Source organism: Pseudomonas edaphica (assembly GCF_965277385.1).
GTDB lineage: Bacteria > Pseudomonadota > Gammaproteobacteria > Pseudomonadales > Pseudomonadaceae > Aquipseudomonas > Aquipseudomonas edaphica.
The window spans coordinates 1,758,764-1,772,569 of sequence record NZ_OZ255725.1 but is presented as its reverse complement, the minus strand read 5'-3'; the positions used below and the strand labels follow the sequence as shown (position 1 = coordinate 1,772,569).

General features: G+C 61.7%; 12 protein-coding genes and 1 pseudogene. 7 read left to right on the top strand and 6 right to left on the bottom strand.

What is annotated here, in order from left to right:
- Positions 1-2 precede the first annotated feature (2 nt).
- The gene (locus tag ACQY47_RS08000) at positions 3-2,387 is read right to left on the bottom strand and encodes a TonB-dependent receptor (RefSeq protein ID WP_428556829.1); all 2,385 of its coding nucleotides are present in this window, start codon (positions 2,385-2,387) and stop codon (positions 3-5) included.
- A gap of 197 nt (positions 2,388-2,584) precedes the next feature.
- On the opposite strand from ACQY47_RS08000, the gene ACQY47_RS07995 reads away from it, so the two are divergent.
- Both ACQY47_RS07995 and ACQY47_RS07990 read left to right on the top strand, forming a co-directional pair.
- The gene (locus ACQY47_RS07995) at positions 2,585-3,295 is read left to right on the top strand and encodes a response regulator (protein WP_017137182.1); all 711 of its coding nucleotides are present in this window, start codon (positions 2,585-2,587) and stop codon (positions 3,293-3,295) included.
- Positions 3,292-4,677: an ATP-binding protein gene (locus ACQY47_RS07990; protein WP_428556826.1), complete on the top strand. Its 1,386-nt coding sequence runs from the start codon at positions 3,292-3,294 to the stop codon at positions 4,675-4,677. The genes ACQY47_RS07995 and ACQY47_RS07990 overlap by 4 nt, the downstream gene beginning before the upstream one ends.
- A 125-nt stretch (positions 4,678-4,802) precedes the next feature.
- On the opposite strand, the gene ACQY47_RS07985 is transcribed toward ACQY47_RS07990, so the two are convergent.
- Genes ACQY47_RS07985 through ACQY47_RS07970 form a run of 4 tightly spaced genes read right to left on the bottom strand, consistent with a single transcriptional unit; the run spans position 4,803 to position 6,487 of the window.
- Complete coding sequence (locus ACQY47_RS07985) at positions 4,803-5,015, bottom strand: SEC-C metal-binding domain-containing protein (protein WP_017137184.1); 213 nt, start codon at positions 5,013-5,015, stop codon at positions 4,803-4,805.
- Positions 5,012-5,494 (bottom strand): LEA type 2 family protein, encoded by a 483-nt coding sequence (locus ACQY47_RS07980; protein ID WP_017137185.1) that lies wholly within the window; start codon positions 5,492-5,494, stop codon positions 5,012-5,014. The genes ACQY47_RS07985 and ACQY47_RS07980 overlap by 4 nt, the downstream gene beginning before the upstream one ends.
- Before the next feature lie 20 nt (positions 5,495-5,514).
- Positions 5,515-5,985: a YchJ family protein gene (locus ACQY47_RS07975; RefSeq protein WP_017137186.1), complete on the bottom strand. Its 471-nt coding sequence runs from the start codon at positions 5,983-5,985 to the stop codon at positions 5,515-5,517.
- Between the two features lie 4 nt (positions 5,986-5,989).
- Positions 5,990-6,487, bottom strand: a complete 498-nt coding sequence (locus tag ACQY47_RS07970; RefSeq protein ID WP_017137187.1) for a DUF6231 family protein — start codon at positions 6,485-6,487, stop codon at positions 5,990-5,992.
- A gap of 190 nt (positions 6,488-6,677) precedes the next feature.
- Between ACQY47_RS07970 and ACQY47_RS07965 the strand changes: the two are divergent.
- From ACQY47_RS07965 to ACQY47_RS07955, 3 genes and pseudogenes are all read left to right on the top strand, one after another.
- Positions 6,678-7,372: pseudogene (locus ACQY47_RS07965) on the top strand (OmpA family protein).
- A gap of 132 nt (positions 7,373-7,504) precedes the next feature.
- Entirely contained in the window at positions 7,505-7,798 is a 294-nt protein-coding gene (locus tag ACQY47_RS07960) for a DUF1145 domain-containing protein (RefSeq protein WP_017137189.1), read from the top strand.
- Positions 7,791-8,549 carry a collagen-like protein gene (locus tag ACQY47_RS07955; RefSeq protein WP_428556823.1) on the top strand — a complete coding sequence of 253 codons (759 nt, stop codon included), beginning with the start codon at positions 7,791-7,793 and terminating at the stop codon, positions 8,547-8,549. Before ACQY47_RS07960 ends, ACQY47_RS07955 begins: the two co-directional genes overlap by 8 nt.
- 105 nt (positions 8,550-8,654) lie before the next feature.
- On the opposite strand, the gene ACQY47_RS07950 is transcribed toward ACQY47_RS07955, so the two are convergent.
- A complete protein-coding gene (locus ACQY47_RS07950; protein WP_017137191.1) occupies positions 8,655-9,119 on the bottom strand; it encodes a CopD family protein in 465 nt (154 codons plus the stop codon).
- 99 nt (positions 9,120-9,218) lie between these two features.
- Between ACQY47_RS07950 and dinG the strand changes: the two genes are divergently transcribed.
- Together dinG and ACQY47_RS07940 are read left to right on the top strand one after the other, a co-directional pair.
- Entirely contained in the window at positions 9,219-11,363 is a 2,145-nt protein-coding gene (dinG, locus tag ACQY47_RS07945) for an ATP-dependent DNA helicase DinG (RefSeq protein ID WP_017137192.1), read from the top strand.
- A gap of 114 nt (positions 11,364-11,477) precedes the next feature.
- Positions 11,478-13,775: a beta-galactosidase gene (locus ACQY47_RS07940; protein WP_017137193.1), complete on the top strand. Its 2,298-nt coding sequence runs from the start codon at positions 11,478-11,480 to the stop codon at positions 13,773-13,775.
- The last annotated feature ends 31 nt before the right edge of the window (positions 13,776-13,806 follow it).

Genomic DNA, 13,806 nt, shown 5'->3' with positions numbered 1-13,806 from the left:
AATCAGAATTCATAATCGACACTGGCGGTGAGCGTGCGACCGGCACCTGGGATGCCGTAGAGCTGGAAGCCGTCAAGGGACGCGCCAACCTGGCTGTAGTAGAACGTGTTGAACACATTGTTGAGGTTGAGGTTGACCGTGGTGTCCTTGTTCACCTTGTATTGCGCCGCCAGGTTGCTCAGCCAGTAACCCGGGGCTTTTTCGTGGTCGCGGGTGTAGATCGCATACACGCCGGACGGGCCGTTGGCGTAGCTGCTGTTGTTGTTCAAACCGCCGACATCCTTGTTGTCGCTGTAGCGGCGACGGCCCACGTATTGCTCGCCGTAGCTGAGGCTCAGGGCGTCGGTGACGGCGTAGGTGGTCCACAGGTTGGCGGTCAGGTCGGGGACGTTCTTGGCTTCCGCACCTTTATTGATACCTTTGGTCTGCGTGCTTTTGAGCGCCGAGAAGCCGGTGTAGACGGTCCAGCGCGGGGTGATGTTGCCTTGCAGGCCGAGTTCGATGCCGTCCACACGCTTGGCGGGCAGGGCGCGCACCGGGGCGGATTCGCCGTCCTGGTATTCCCAGGCGTTGTCCAATTCGGTGCGGAAGATCGCCGCCGTGACATTGAGCATGTCGTGGGCAATGTCCCACTTGGTGCCGATCTCGTAGGTTTTCGACTTGGCCGGGCTGTAGTTGCTGGTGGTGGACGCGCCGTAGATCTGGTTGTTGGTGGACGCGCCCAGCGCCGACGGTTGCGCCGCCTCGCTGTAGGACACGTAAATGCTGCCGTTCGGCAATGGCTTGTACACCGCGCCGACGCGACCGCTCACTGCGCCGTCGGTGCTGCTGATGTCGGCCTGGCCGCGCTGGCTGGTTTGCGCGCGCCAGTTGTCGTAGCGCAGCGAGCCGAGCACTTGCCATTGCTCGTTGAGGGTGACGGTGTCGCCCGCGTAGATGCCGGCGTTATCGATCACCGAGCGCGGGTCGCCTTCGCCTTTGGTCACGTAGGTGCTGGCGAAGCTGTGGCTGGGGTCGTTCATGTTGAAGAACAGATCGCCGGCCGGCACTTCGGCGTTGCGTTTCAGGCCGCCGTAGGTCTCGTGATAGAACTCCAGGCCGCTGACCACGGCGTGCTGCAGGCTGCCGGTGTTGAACGTGAAGCTGAAGTCGGTCTGGTTATCCAGGATGGTGTAGCGCTTGGACAGGCCAAAATCGCTGCCCCGCAGGATGCCGTAGCCGGTGTTGCTGTTGTTCACGTAGTCGGTGTAGGCATTCACCATGCTGCCGGGCACTTGGCTGATAGGCCCTACGCCGGTGTAGCCCAAGGTCGCACAGCGGGCGCCGGTGCAGGTTTTTTTACCGCTGGCATCGGCGACGAAGAAGCGTGCTGGCGACAGCACGGCGAAGTTGTCGCTGCGTTCCCAGCGCGTCTGGTTGCGCAGGTAGGCGTCGTGCCAGTCAAAATCATGCTCGAAGCGGGCGGTCAGCGAGGTGGTTTCGTTCTCCTGGGTATAAAGGCTGGAGTCGCCGTACCAGTCGGAGCGTTTGACGCCAGGCATGCGGTGGCCGTCGGTGCCACGCTGGATCGGCACGCCGCCGTCCGGCGTATTGGTGTCTTTCTGGTAAAAGGTGTCGACGAAAAAGCGCGTGTCGGTGCCCAGGCCGAAGCCGAATGAGGTGGCGATGCCCCAGCGGTCGTAGTCCACGTCGTCGCGGTCGGCCACTTGGTTGTAGTGCTTCATCAGGTTGATACGTACGGCGGTGGTGTTGGTCAGCTGTTTATTGAGGTCGGCGGTGAGGCGACGGTAGCTGTCGGTGCCGATCCCGGCGGACACCTTGTTGGCATCGCCCAGGTGCGCTTCTTTGCTCACCAGGTTGACGCTGCCGCCCACGGCGGAAACGCCGGACTCGATCGAACCCGTGCCCTTGAACACTTCGGCCTGTTGCAGGTTGAAAGTGTCGGTGCGTGTGGACATGCCCGCGTCGCGCACGCCGTCGACGGTCAGGCTTTGCTCGGAGGAAAAACCGCGAATCGAAAACAGATCGCCCCAGCCCAGGTTGCCTTCGCCGGACATGAAGGTGATGCCGGGCACGTTGCGCAACACTTCCTGCAAGGTCTGCGCGTTCTGCTCCTTGAGCACCTGCTGCGGCACGATGGTCACGCTTTGCGGGGCGTCGAGCAGCGGCTGGCTGATTTTGGCGGAGGTCACGCGGTCGACTTTGAAGGTGGAGGTGGCTTCCTGGCCGTCGACCTTGATTTGCGGCAGGCTTACCACCGAATCATTCGGCGTGGCGGCCGGCGCATCGGCCCAGGCGGTCGGCGCAACACTGCCGGCGGCGAGGAAACCGAACATCGGTGCCAGGGTTGTGTGCAGCGTGTGACGTTGGGGCGTGGGCAATGACATAGGTGATGATCCGAGTCTAAATTACAATTACTCTCATTTAGGTTCGGTAGTCTAAAGAGCGATTCCGCCTGCCATGCCCTGGCTTTGTATCGCTGATGCGTGATTATGGTTTCCCACAACATTCCATTACATTTGCGTGTATCGCTGGATGAACTTTCGGCTATCTCCTGCGTTTTGAGTTTTCGGATTGACTGCCCATGGCCAAGCTTGACCACCTGCTGATCGTTGATGATGACCCGCAAATCCGTCAGTTGCTTTGCGACTACTTGAGTGACGCGGGGTTTCAGGTGTCCACCGCCGCCGACGGCAAGGAAATGCGCCGCCGCCTGGCGCTGAATGTGATCGACCTGATCGTGCTTGACCTGATGCTGCCTGGCGAAGACGGCTTGAGCCTGTGCCGCGAACTGCGCGTCAGTTCCAACACGCCGGTGGTGATGCTCACCGCCAAAGGCTCGTTGATCGACCGCATCGTCGGCCTGGAAATCGGCGCCGACGACTACCTGCCCAAGCCGTTCGACCCGCGTGAGTTGCTGGTGCGAATCAAGGTGGTGTTGCGCCGGGTGCAGAGCTTTCCCGATCGAGCACGCCTGGATGAAGCACCGAGTATTCGTTTTGCCGGCTGGCAGCTCGACACACGGGCGCGGCAATTGCTCACGCCCGAGGGCGTGGTGGTGAGCCTGGGCAACTCGGATTACCGTGTGCTGCGCCTGCTGTTGCAGCACCCCAACCGGCCGTTGAGTCGCGACTTTTTGCTCAACCATGTGTTCGACAAGGACAGCACGCCGTTCGACCGCTCCATCGACGTGTGTGTCAGCCGCCTGCGCTCGCAGCTGCCGGTGGGGCTGATCAAAACCGTGCGCAATGAGGGTTACATGCTGACCGCCGATGATGTGGTGCTGGAGTCGTGAGACTGCTGCCGCGTTCGCTGTTCGGGCGGCTGGTGCTGATTCTGGTCAGCGGCATGCTCGCGGCCCAGGCGCTGACCAGCAGCATCTGGTACGACCGTCGGCATGGCCAGGTGCTGGAGATTCCTGCGCGGTTGATCGCCACACGCCTGGCAGACGTGGTGCGCCTGGTACACAGCGACCCGCAGCAGGCCGACCAGTTGATCAAACTGCTCAATACGCCGCATTTTCAGCTGACCTTAAGCGATCAGGCCAGCAACACGCCGAGCACGTTGACCGACAGTGACCGGCCCACCGAGCGGCTGATCAAGCAGGTGCTGACGGAGAAAACCGGTTCTGCCCAGACCCTGATGTTGCTGCGCCTGTCTCTGGTTGATGGCGAAGGGCAAGGCGCCGGGCTCTCGACCCTGCTCAGTTCCAAGCCGGTCATCGGGCAGTTCCTGATCGACCTGCGCCTGCCCGATGGGCGCTGGTTGCAGGTGGACGCCAGTGAGGAGCAGGGCTGGACCAGCACGTCGCCGCTGGACTTGCTGTTCGACTACGTGATGCGCATCTATTTGCTGCGCGTGCTGGTGCTGGTGATCATCGCGTTGGTGGCGGTGCGCCTGGCCATCCGCCCGCTCAATGCCTTGGCCAAGGCCGCCGAAGCCCTGGGCCGGGATATCCAGCGCCCGCCGTTAGCGTTGGACGGCCCCACCGAAGTGCGCCGCGCCGCCCAGGCGTTTAATGCGATGCAGCAACGGCTGATAGCCAATATTGCCGAGCGCACGCGCTTTCTGGCGGCGATTTCCCACGACCTGCGCTCGCCGATCACACGCCTGCGCCTGCGCACCGAAATGCTCGAAGGCACGCGCACCAAGGAGCGGTTTCGCAGTGACCTGGAAGAAATGGAACACATGGTGTCCAGCACCCTGGATTTTGTCAGCAGCGGCGAAATCAACGAGACGCGGCAGAACATCGACATCAATGCCTTGCTGCAAAGCCTGCAGGCCGACCTTGAAGACGTGGGCGAAAGCGTGACCATTGTCGGTCGCGCCCGGCAACCGCTGCCGGGCTATGCACGCAGCCTCAAGCGTTGCGTGCAGAACCTGCTGGAAAATGCGGTGCGTTATGGCCGAGAAGTGGTGGTGCGGGTTGAGGATCAGGTGGACAGTTTGAAAATCGTCATCAGTGACCGTGGCCCAGGGATTCCCCAGGAGCAACTGGAGCAGGTGATGGAACCGTTTTACCGCATCGAAGGCTCACGCAATGCCGACACGGGCGGTTACGGGTTGGGGCTAAGCATTGCGCACACGATTGCGCGGGCGCATGAGGGGCGGTTGAGTTTGAGTAATCGGGAAGGCGGGGGGTTGGAGGTGGTGTTGCAGTTTCAGAGAAAGCTCTGATCTGAAATGCTGAGCAAATGTGGGAGCTGGCTTGCCTGCGATGGCGGAGGGTCAGCTGACACATTGTTAACTGTCAGACCGCTATCGCAGGCAAGCCAGCTCCCACACTGACTGCATTCAGGGCATCAGGCCCCGTGGCACTTCTTGAATTTCTTCTCACTGCCGCACGGGCACGGATCGTTGCGACCCACGTCCTTCAACGCGTTGCGCACCGGCTCCTGGTGAGCGTGGCCGCAGTTCGGGCCGTGGACATGGCCGTGGTCGTGATCATGGCCGTGATCATGCTGATCGTGATCGTGGTTGCAGTCAGGACCATGGACATGGGGTTGCTGAGTCATCGATGTCGCTCCGGAATAAAATCGCCGGGGATTATCTCGCCATTGTGGGCGACCTGCACGTCATTACCGATGAATAATCCGGTTTTCAGCTCGCCTTCCAGGCGATAGGGCACGGGTTTGGTCGGGTTTTTGAGCATTTGCACCACATCGCGGATCTTCGGCCAGAGGTTGGTGCGCACCTTCACCCGAAAAAACCCATGACTGCGCGGCGGTATGGTCAGCCATTCGTTGGACTCGCCTTCGGTGAGCACAAAACCGCCCAGGCTGACCTTATAGATCAGGCCGCGCACCGTGAGGTCGGCGTCGTCGCGGTTATCGACGCGAAACCACAGTTTGAACTTCTGCTCCAGCAGCTTGGCCCGTACCACCTCGACTTTCACCAGGGCGACGTGGGGCGTAGGCGCATCGTCTTCAAACCACGACGCGCAGCCGCTGAGACTCAAGGTCAACGCCAGCATCAAGCTGTACATCCGAAGCATGGCGTTTTCCCTGTGGGTGATTAGAGGTAGCTGGAACAGCACTTCTTGAATTTTTGGCCACTGCCGCACAAACATACATCATTGCGCCCGGCCTTGAACTCAACCGTCGGATCGATGAAGTACCAGCGCCCGTCATTCTGTACGAAAGACGACTGCTCACGGTGGCTGTGTTCGCCGGTGCTGTCATGCCAGCGTGCGGTAAAGGTCACGAATGCATGTTCCGGCTGGCCGCCGAACACTTCCGAACTTTCCACCTCCAGGCCCAGCCAGGTGCTCTGCGCGCTCCAGGCGCTGATCGCAATGCGGTCCAGGCCGGCTTGCTGCGCGGGCAAGGTTGTGGCCACCAGGTAGTCCACCAGGCCCAGTACATAGGCGCTGTAGCGCGAGCGCATCAGCGCGGTGGCGCACGGCGCCGGGTGGCCGGCGTGATAGTGGCCGCAGCAGGCATCCAACAGGTTGCCGCTGCCGCAGGGGCAAATGGATGTACTCATCGGGTTACCACCAATACTTTCCAAAATTTTCCGGGTTGGCCCAGAAACGGGCGTTGAGCCAGTCGGGCACCTGTTTGTAGTCAAGCAGATCATAGGTAAACAGTGTCAGTACCTGCTCGTCGCGCTGGAAACGCTCGCCGGCTTGCAGGGCCAGGGAGAAGAAGTCGGTGTCTTTCCAGCCGCAGGCGCCCAGGTCCACCAGCACCGCAATGCGGCTGCTATTAAGGTTGCGAATGCCGCCGAGCAAGGTCAGGCCTTGCGGTTTTGACAGGTGCTCCAGGCAGTCGACCACCAGCGCCAGGTCAAAACGCTGCGCCGCCAGTTCTGCCGGCAACGGCCCGGGCGGGGCGATGGCCACGATGGTGTCCGGGTGCTCGGCCTGGAACGCCTCCAGCGCCGGAAACTGGCTGGCGCCCAACAACAACAGGCGTTTGGGCTGGTGTAAATCGAGCAAAGCGGCCAGGGCTTGCTGGGGTGTACGGGAAGAAATACCAGCGGTCATCACAGATCCTCACATCAGAACCCTAGAGACTAGCGCGGCTGAGCGTGCGGGCCTAGAGCGGGCGGCAGCGAAAAGTCCTACAAATGCGGCGATCCTCAATGAAACCGGGGGTGTGGCGTACTGGCGCAGATGAAAAGAGCGGTCTTTACTCCACCTGTCGGCCCCCGCCGATCCCCTCAGGAGAAATCACATGAGCATCATGCGGACAGCTCTACCCTTGGTTCTGCTAACCGGAGTATTGACAGGTTGCGCAGGGTTGCAAAAAACCGATTGGCCACCTGTGCAGCAGTCGGTGGTGTGACGGGCGCTGCCATTGGCGCCACTGAAAGTTCAGCCTATGCGGGCGCAGGCGCGCTGTTGATCGGCGGCATGGCCGGCGCCTATTGCTGGGTGCATGGCGACGGCGACGAAGATGGTGACGGTGTGCCGGACAGCCGCGACAAGTGCCCTGGCACGCCAAAAGGCGTGCAGGTCGATGCCAATGGTTGCCCACCCGCACCGCCGGCCGCAGTGGTTGAGGAAGTGGTGGTGGTCAAGGAAGAAACCATCGTGATTCGCGATGTGCACTTCCAGTTCGATTCGGCCAAGTTGACGGCAGCGGACAAAACCAAGCTCGACATCATTGCCACTCGCCTGAAAAAAGAAGCCCCAGGCGCGCAACTGCGGGTCAGTGGGCATACCGACAGCGTCGGTAAAGATGCCTACAACCAGAAACTCTCGGAAAAACGCGCCCACTCGGTGACGGATTACCTGGTGAGCTCCGGTGTGCCTCGCAGCAACTTTGTCTCGGTGACCGGTGCTGGCGAAAGCCACCCAGTGGCCGACAACAAAACCGCTGAAGGGCGTGCGTTGAACCGTCGCGTGGAAATCCAGATCAACCGCTGACAGCCCTTGCCCCTGCGGGCACCGCAGGGGCATTGCCGGCGAGCCCTGGCAAGTTTTTTCATCCTTCACTGGCAAATCGCCTGCAGAAGTCGGTACTGTGCGCCCAAAGAATAATAGGCAGGGGCATGCGGGATGAAGGTGTTTTGGGGGCTGGGAAAGTTTCTGACGTTGTTGTTCTGGGTAGTGGTGCTGGTCAACCTGTTCCGGCCGCTGACGAATCCGTTTCACCTGTTGGTCAGCCTGGCCGGCAGTCTGTTGATGCTTACCCACCTGCTTGAATTGCTGTTGTTCAACAGCAGCTTGAAACACCGTGCCCACCCTTGGCGTGACCGCTTGCAGATTCTGCTGGTGGGGATGTTCCATGTGCGGGGCCTGTCGGCGCCTGCTGCGGTTAATGAAACGAACGAGGAGGCCAATCATGCGTAAGGTTTTTCTGTTGGCCCTGTTGGTCAGCCCCATTGCTATGGCGCAGAGCGTCAGTGTTGAAACCAACTCGCTGATGCGCCTGCCCAGCAGCACCAGCCTGTTGCAACTGGAGCGCCTGGATGTGGCGGACTACGGCACGTTGCTGGTGCCGGCGACCATCAGCCAAGTGACCGTGGATGAGTTGCACCTGGGTCGCGAGGCGCGTATCACCATCGCCCCCGGCAATACCGCGCTGCAATTGCAGGTGCGTAATGCGCAACTGGAACATGGCAGCCAGATCACGTCGCGCGGCGCCCCCGGTACCCACGAAAAGCCGGCCAAGGCCGGGCGTGACCTGGTGCTGCGCATTAATGCGCTGACCGCCGAAGAGCTGTCGGTGGACGCGCGTGGCGGCGCCGGTGCCCAAGGTTATGCCGGCCTCGATGGCGCCAACGGTGTGGACCCAGGCTGCACCTGGGGTTCCGCCGGGCGTGGTGCCAATGGCGATAACGGCGGCGACGGCCTGCCGGGCGCGTCGGGGGCGACTGTGCGGGTCGAGCTGCCACAGAGCTTCCCGGCAGAGCAGATCAAAGTGTGGGTCGACGGCGGGCCGGGTGGCTTGGCCGGTACGGCGGGCAAACCGGGCAAAGGCGGGCAATCCAAAGGGTGCCTGGTGTACCGCGCCGACGGTGGCGATAAAGGCCGGCCAGGGCTGGAAGGCCAGCCGGGGCCGGCTGGGCCTGCGGGCGCTGTGACTATTCAGCGGTTGTGAGTCGCTTGAACTGACGCTATCGCGGGCAAGCCCGGCTCCCACAGGTTGGAATGCATTCCAAATGTGGGAGCCGGGCTTGCCCGCGATGGCGGACTAACTGCCGCCTCAGAACATCGGCCGCGCCGAAGCAATCGCCACCACCACCAACCCCACGATCAAATTAATCCCCACCAGTTTGCGGATCTGCCCCAGCGCAGCCGCGCCCGCCGGCCAATCCTCAGCCGCCACCGCTGTGCGCAGTTCCGGGAACTTCAGTGCCTGGATGCGGATAAACAGCGCCGTCATCACCAGATACAGACCCATCATCACCTGCACATAGCGCGGCGCAGTCTCAAAACCACTGAAGCGCAGTTGCAACAGGCCGATGCCGCTGATCGGCAAAATCAGCACCGCGACCCAGACCCACACAAAAAAACGCTGAAACACATTTGCCCACAGCTTGAGCCGGGCAGGGCCTTCAAGTGCCGCCATGGCGGCGGGACGCAGGATCATCCAGGCGAAAAACATACCGCCGACCCAAACCAGGGCGGCCAATACATGCAGGGTGTAAGCGAGGCTAAACGCGGTCATTGTGGTACTCCGTTCTGCGCGGGATTAATTAGCGGGGTATGATAGCGGCCGATCCGAACCACTGAAAATTTATCCAGCGTTTTTTGCGCCCGACTATCCATGATCAGCACTGAACTCAAAACCACGATCCAGGGCGCCTATTCGCGTTTTCTCGAAGCCAAGAGCTTGAAACCGCGCTACGGCCAACGCCTGATGATCGCCGAAGTGGCCAAGGTCCTCGGGGATATCGACACCGACGACGAAGGGCGGCGCAGTGGCGACCCTGCGATTGTGGCGGTCGAGGCCGGCACCGGCACCGGCAAGACCGTGGCCTACAGCCTGGCCGCGATCCCTACTGCCAAGGCTGCCGGCAAGCGCCTGGTGATCGCCACCGCCACTGTCGCCCTGCAAGAGCAGATCGTCTACAAAGACCTGCCCGACCTGATGCGCAACAGCGGTCTGAACTTCACTTTCGCCCTGGCCAAGGGGCGTGGGCGCTACATGTGCCTGTCCAAGCTCGACGTGTTGCTGCAGGAAGGCCATGCGCAAACCGCCACTGCCTCCTTGTTCGAAGAAGAAGGCTTCAAGATCGAGGTGGATGAAGTCAGCCAGAAGCTGTTTACCAGCATGATCGAGAAGCTGGCCGGCAATAAATGGGACGGCGACCGCGACAGCTGGCCCACCGCTCTTGAAGATTCGGACTGGGCGCGCCTGACCACCGACCACAGCCAGTGCACCAACCGCCATTGCCCCAACTTCGGCCAGTGCGCCTTTTACAAGGCCCGCGAAGGCATGGGCAAGGTCGACGTGATCGTCACCAACCACGACATGGTACTGGCCGACCTGGCCCTGGGCGGCGGCGCGGTGTTGCCGGACCCGCGCGACACCCTCTACGTATTCGACGAAGGCCACCACCTGCCGGATAAGGCAATTGGCCACTTCGCCCATTACACGCGCCTGCGTTCCACGGCCGACTGGCTGGAAACCACTGCCAAGAACCTCACCAAACTGCTGGCCCAGCATCCGCTGCCCGGCGATTTGGGCAAGTTGATCGAGCAAGTGCCGGAGCTGGCGCGGGAGATCAAGACTCAGCAGCAGTTCATGTTCAGCGCCTGTGAACAGGTCGCCGACTTCAAGCCCGGCGAAGACGTGGAGGGCCGTGAGCGGCCGCGCCACCGCTTTGTCGGCGGGTTGATCCCCGAGCATATGCGCGAAATGGGTATTGAGCTGAAGAAGGGCTTTTCACGCCTCACCGACCTGTTCACACGCCTCACCGACTTGCTCAAGGAAGGCATGGATGGCGAGGTCAATATCGGCATCGCCAGCAACCAGGCCGAGGAGTGGTACCCACTGTTCGGCAGCCTGTTGTCACGCTCCCAGGGCAACTGGGAGCTGTGGACCGCCTTCACCGTCGAAGACCCGGAAGACAACCCGCCGATGGCGCGTTGGCTGACCCTGTCGGAAAGCGGTGCGCTGTTCGATATCGAGGTTAACGCCAGCCCCATCCTCGCCGCCGAAATGCTGCGTCGCAACCTGTGGAACGTGGCTTATGGCTGCCTGGTGACCTCGGCCACGCTGACGGCCCTGGGCACTTTCGACCGTTTCCGCATGCGCGCCGGGCTGCCGAAAAAAGCAGTGACGGCCGTGGTGCCGAGCCCGTTCCACCATGCCGATGCTGGCGTGCTGCGCGTACCGGACCTCAAGGCCGACCCACGGGATGCGGCCGCGCACACGGCGGCGATCATCCGCGACCTGCCCGAATTGGTCGAAGGTTCGCGCGGCACACTGGTACTGTTTTCGTCACGCAAACAGATGCAGGACGTGTTTGACGGCCTCGACCGTGACTGGCGCAAACAGGTGTTTATCCAGGGCAACCTGTCCAAGCAGGAAACCCTCAACAAACACAAGGCGCGGGTTGATGGCGGCGATTCCAGCGTGCTGTTCGGCCTGGCCAGTTTTGCCGAAGGCGTGGACTTGCCCGGCGCCTATTGCGAGCACGTGGTGATTGCCAAGATCCCGTTCTCGGTACCGGATGACCCGGTCGAGGCAGCCTTGGCCGAGTGGATCGAGGCGCGGGGCGGTAACCCGTTCATGGAAATCTCGGTGCCGGATGCGTCCTTGAAGCTGGTCCAGGCCTGCGGTCGCTTGCTGCGTACCGAGGAAGACCGGGGCACCATCACCTTGCTCGACCGCCGCTTGGTCACGCAGCGCTATGGCAAAGCTATTCTCAATGCCTTGCCGCCGTTCAGGCGCGAAATTTCTTAAGCCACTCATTTATTAAGCTGCTGTGGGCGAAGTCGCCCACTTCGTGGTCTATCTCACTGCCAACGCTTTATGTCATCAGGCCAGTTATCGGCCGATTGGGAGAACCTTGTTCGTATGATTCGCACGCTGCCTGCTCTTTTTGCCCTGTTATTCGCTGCGCCCTTGATGGCCGCGCCTGCCGGGCAACAAACGCTGTTCAACTTCGTCCGACCTGCCGATGTGGTCAAGGTGGCGACTCAGGACGCCAGCCTGCCGCAATACAACGCCGAACAAACCCCCGAAGGCGAGGTGTTGCGCCGCATCACCTTCAACCCGGCGGCCGAACCGAGCCTGGTGCTCAGCCCGCAGGCCGGGAGCTGGGACTGGTCGCAATCCGGCGCCATGAGCCTGCGTATCCAGAGCGCCATGGACTGGGCGTTGACCCTCTATGTCAAAGTACAGAGCGTCGACGGCAAGACTCTGGTCAGCCGTATCGACCTGCCGGCCGGCCCGGCCCAGACCCTGTTGATCCCGTTGCAAGCCAACTCGCCGCTGAGCCAGGGCATGAAGGCCGGCCCGCCCATGCCGATCACCCTGGACGGCCAGCGTGTATTGCTGGCCGCCAGTGCTGGCGAGATCGACCGCAGCCAAGTGGCCTCGGTCACCTTGTCGATGCTCAAGCCCAATGCCGCCCAAAGCATTTTGCTTGAGCGTTTTGGCGTGCAGGACAGCGAGCCGGTGCTGAAGGCGGTCTACAGTGAGCTGGTGGACGCTTATGGCCAGTCCACCCGTGCACGCTGGCCGGAAAAGGTCAGCACTGACGAGCAACTCAAAGCCGCAGCGGCCAAGGAGCAGCAACAGCTCAAGGGCTGGCTGGCCGAGCGTGACAAATCCGCTCTGGACCCATACGGTGGCTGGAACAAAGGCCCGGCGTTCGACGCCAGTGGTTTTTTCCGTACCGAGAAGCGTGACGGTCGCTGGTACCTGGTGACGCCGCAAGGCCATCCGTTCTATTCGTTGGGTGTTAACACCGTGGCACCGGACAACAACCAGACCTACGTGGCCGGCCGCGAGTGGATGTTCGCCGCGCTGCCCAAGGCTGGCGAACCGTTCGACAAGTACTACGGCAGTGGCGATAACCGGGGCGGCAACGGTGCCGATCAGGGCCGCGGCTTCAATGTCGGGCGTTGGTACGATTTTTACGGCGCCAACTTGCAGCGTACTTATGGCGGCGAAGGTTTCGACCAGAAGCGCTGGGTCAGCCACACCCTCGACCGCCTGCAAGCCTGGGGCTTCAACACCGTGGGCAACTGGAGTGATGAGGACCTGGCCCGCGCCGACCGTGTGCCCTACACCTTGCCGCTGTCGATTGTCGGTGACTACGCCAGCATCAGCACTGGCACCGACTGGTGGGGCGGCATGCCCGACCCGTTCGACCCGCGCTTTGCCATGGCCACCGAACGCGCCGTGGCCATTGCCGCCCGCGACCACCGTGATGACCCGTGGCTGATCGGCTACTTTGCCGACAACGAGCTGGCCTGGGCCGGCCCCGGCGATGATCCAAAATCCCGTTACGCCTTGGCCTATGGCACGTTGCGCATGACCACCGACGTACCGGCCAAACGCGCATTCCTCAAACAACTGCGCGACAAGTACCGTAACGAAGAAGGCCTGTCGAAAGCCTGGGGCATCCACCTGGCGGGTTGGGAGCTGATGGAAGACCCAGGCTTCGAGCCGCCGATGCCGAGCCCCGAGCACCCGGAAATCGAAGCTGACTTCAAATATTTCCAGAAGACCTTCGCTGATGCCTACTTCAAAACCATCTCCGATTCGTTGAAATGGCACGCGCCCAACCAGTTGCTGCTGGGTGGTCGGTATGCCGTCAGCACGCCCGAGGCCGTGGCGTCCTGCGCCCAGTATTGCGACGTGCTGAGTTTCAACATGTACACCCTGAAGCCGCAGGACGGTTATGACTTTGCTGCCTTGCGCGCGCTGGACAAGCCGGTGCTGATCACCGAGTTCAACTTCGGCTCGGCCGACCGTGGCCCGTTCTGGGGCGGCGTGACACAGTTGGCCCGTGAAGAAGACCGTGGCGTGGCGTACAGCAACTTCCTCAAGCAGGCCATGGCCGAGCCATCGATTGTCGGCGTGCATTGGTTCCAGTACCTGGACCAGCCGGTCACCGGGCGTCTGCTGGATGGTGAGAACGGCCACTTCGGGCTGGTGGGCATCACCGATGTGCCGTTCCAGGGCTTTGTCGAGAGTGTGCGTAAAAGCAACCTGGCGGCGGTCGACCAACTGGGCAAGGAAGCCGAAAAAGCCAAGGCGGCCAGCAAGGTTCGCGAGAACGAAGGCGGCAAGTCCGGGCAAGAAGGCAAAGGCGCGGGGCAGGGCGCCGGGCATGCGGGTGGACACTCTGGAAATGGCCATTGATTCATCACTGACGGGTTCACAAAACCTGCAA

Excerpts from the sequence above, each read along its gene's own strand:
- ACQY47_RS07995 (WP_017137182.1), top strand. The coding sequence starts at position 2,585 with ATGGCCAAGCTTGACCACCTGCTGATCGTTGATGATGACCCGCAAATC.
- ACQY47_RS07980 (WP_017137185.1), bottom strand. The coding sequence starts at position 5,494 with ATGCTTCGGATGTACAGCTTGATGCTGGCGTTGACCTTGAGTCTCAGC.
- ACQY47_RS08000 (WP_428556829.1), bottom strand. The coding sequence starts at position 2,387 with ATGTCATTGCCCACGCCCCAACGTCACACGCTGCACACAACCCTGGCA.
- ACQY47_RS07985 (WP_017137184.1), bottom strand. The coding sequence starts at position 5,015 with ATGACTCAGCAACCCCATGTCCATGGTCCTGACTGCAACCACGATCAC.
- ACQY47_RS07950 (WP_017137191.1), bottom strand. The coding sequence starts at position 9,119 with ATGACCGCGTTTAGCCTCGCTTACACCCTGCATGTATTGGCCGCCCTG.
- ACQY47_RS07960 (WP_017137189.1), top strand. The coding sequence starts at position 7,505 with ATGAAGGTGTTTTGGGGGCTGGGAAAGTTTCTGACGTTGTTGTTCTGG.
- ACQY47_RS07975 (WP_017137186.1), bottom strand. The coding sequence starts at position 5,985 with ATGAGTACATCCATTTGCCCCTGCGGCAGCGGCAACCTGTTGGATGCC.
- ACQY47_RS07940 (WP_017137193.1), top strand. The coding sequence starts at position 11,478 with ATGATTCGCACGCTGCCTGCTCTTTTTGCCCTGTTATTCGCTGCGCCC.
- ACQY47_RS07955 (WP_428556823.1), top strand. The coding sequence starts at position 7,791 with ATGCGTAAGGTTTTTCTGTTGGCCCTGTTGGTCAGCCCCATTGCTATG.
- dinG (WP_017137192.1), top strand. The coding sequence starts at position 9,219 with ATGATCAGCACTGAACTCAAAACCACGATCCAGGGCGCCTATTCGCGT.
- ACQY47_RS07970 (WP_017137187.1), bottom strand. The coding sequence starts at position 6,487 with ATGACCGCTGGTATTTCTTCCCGTACACCCCAGCAAGCCCTGGCCGCT.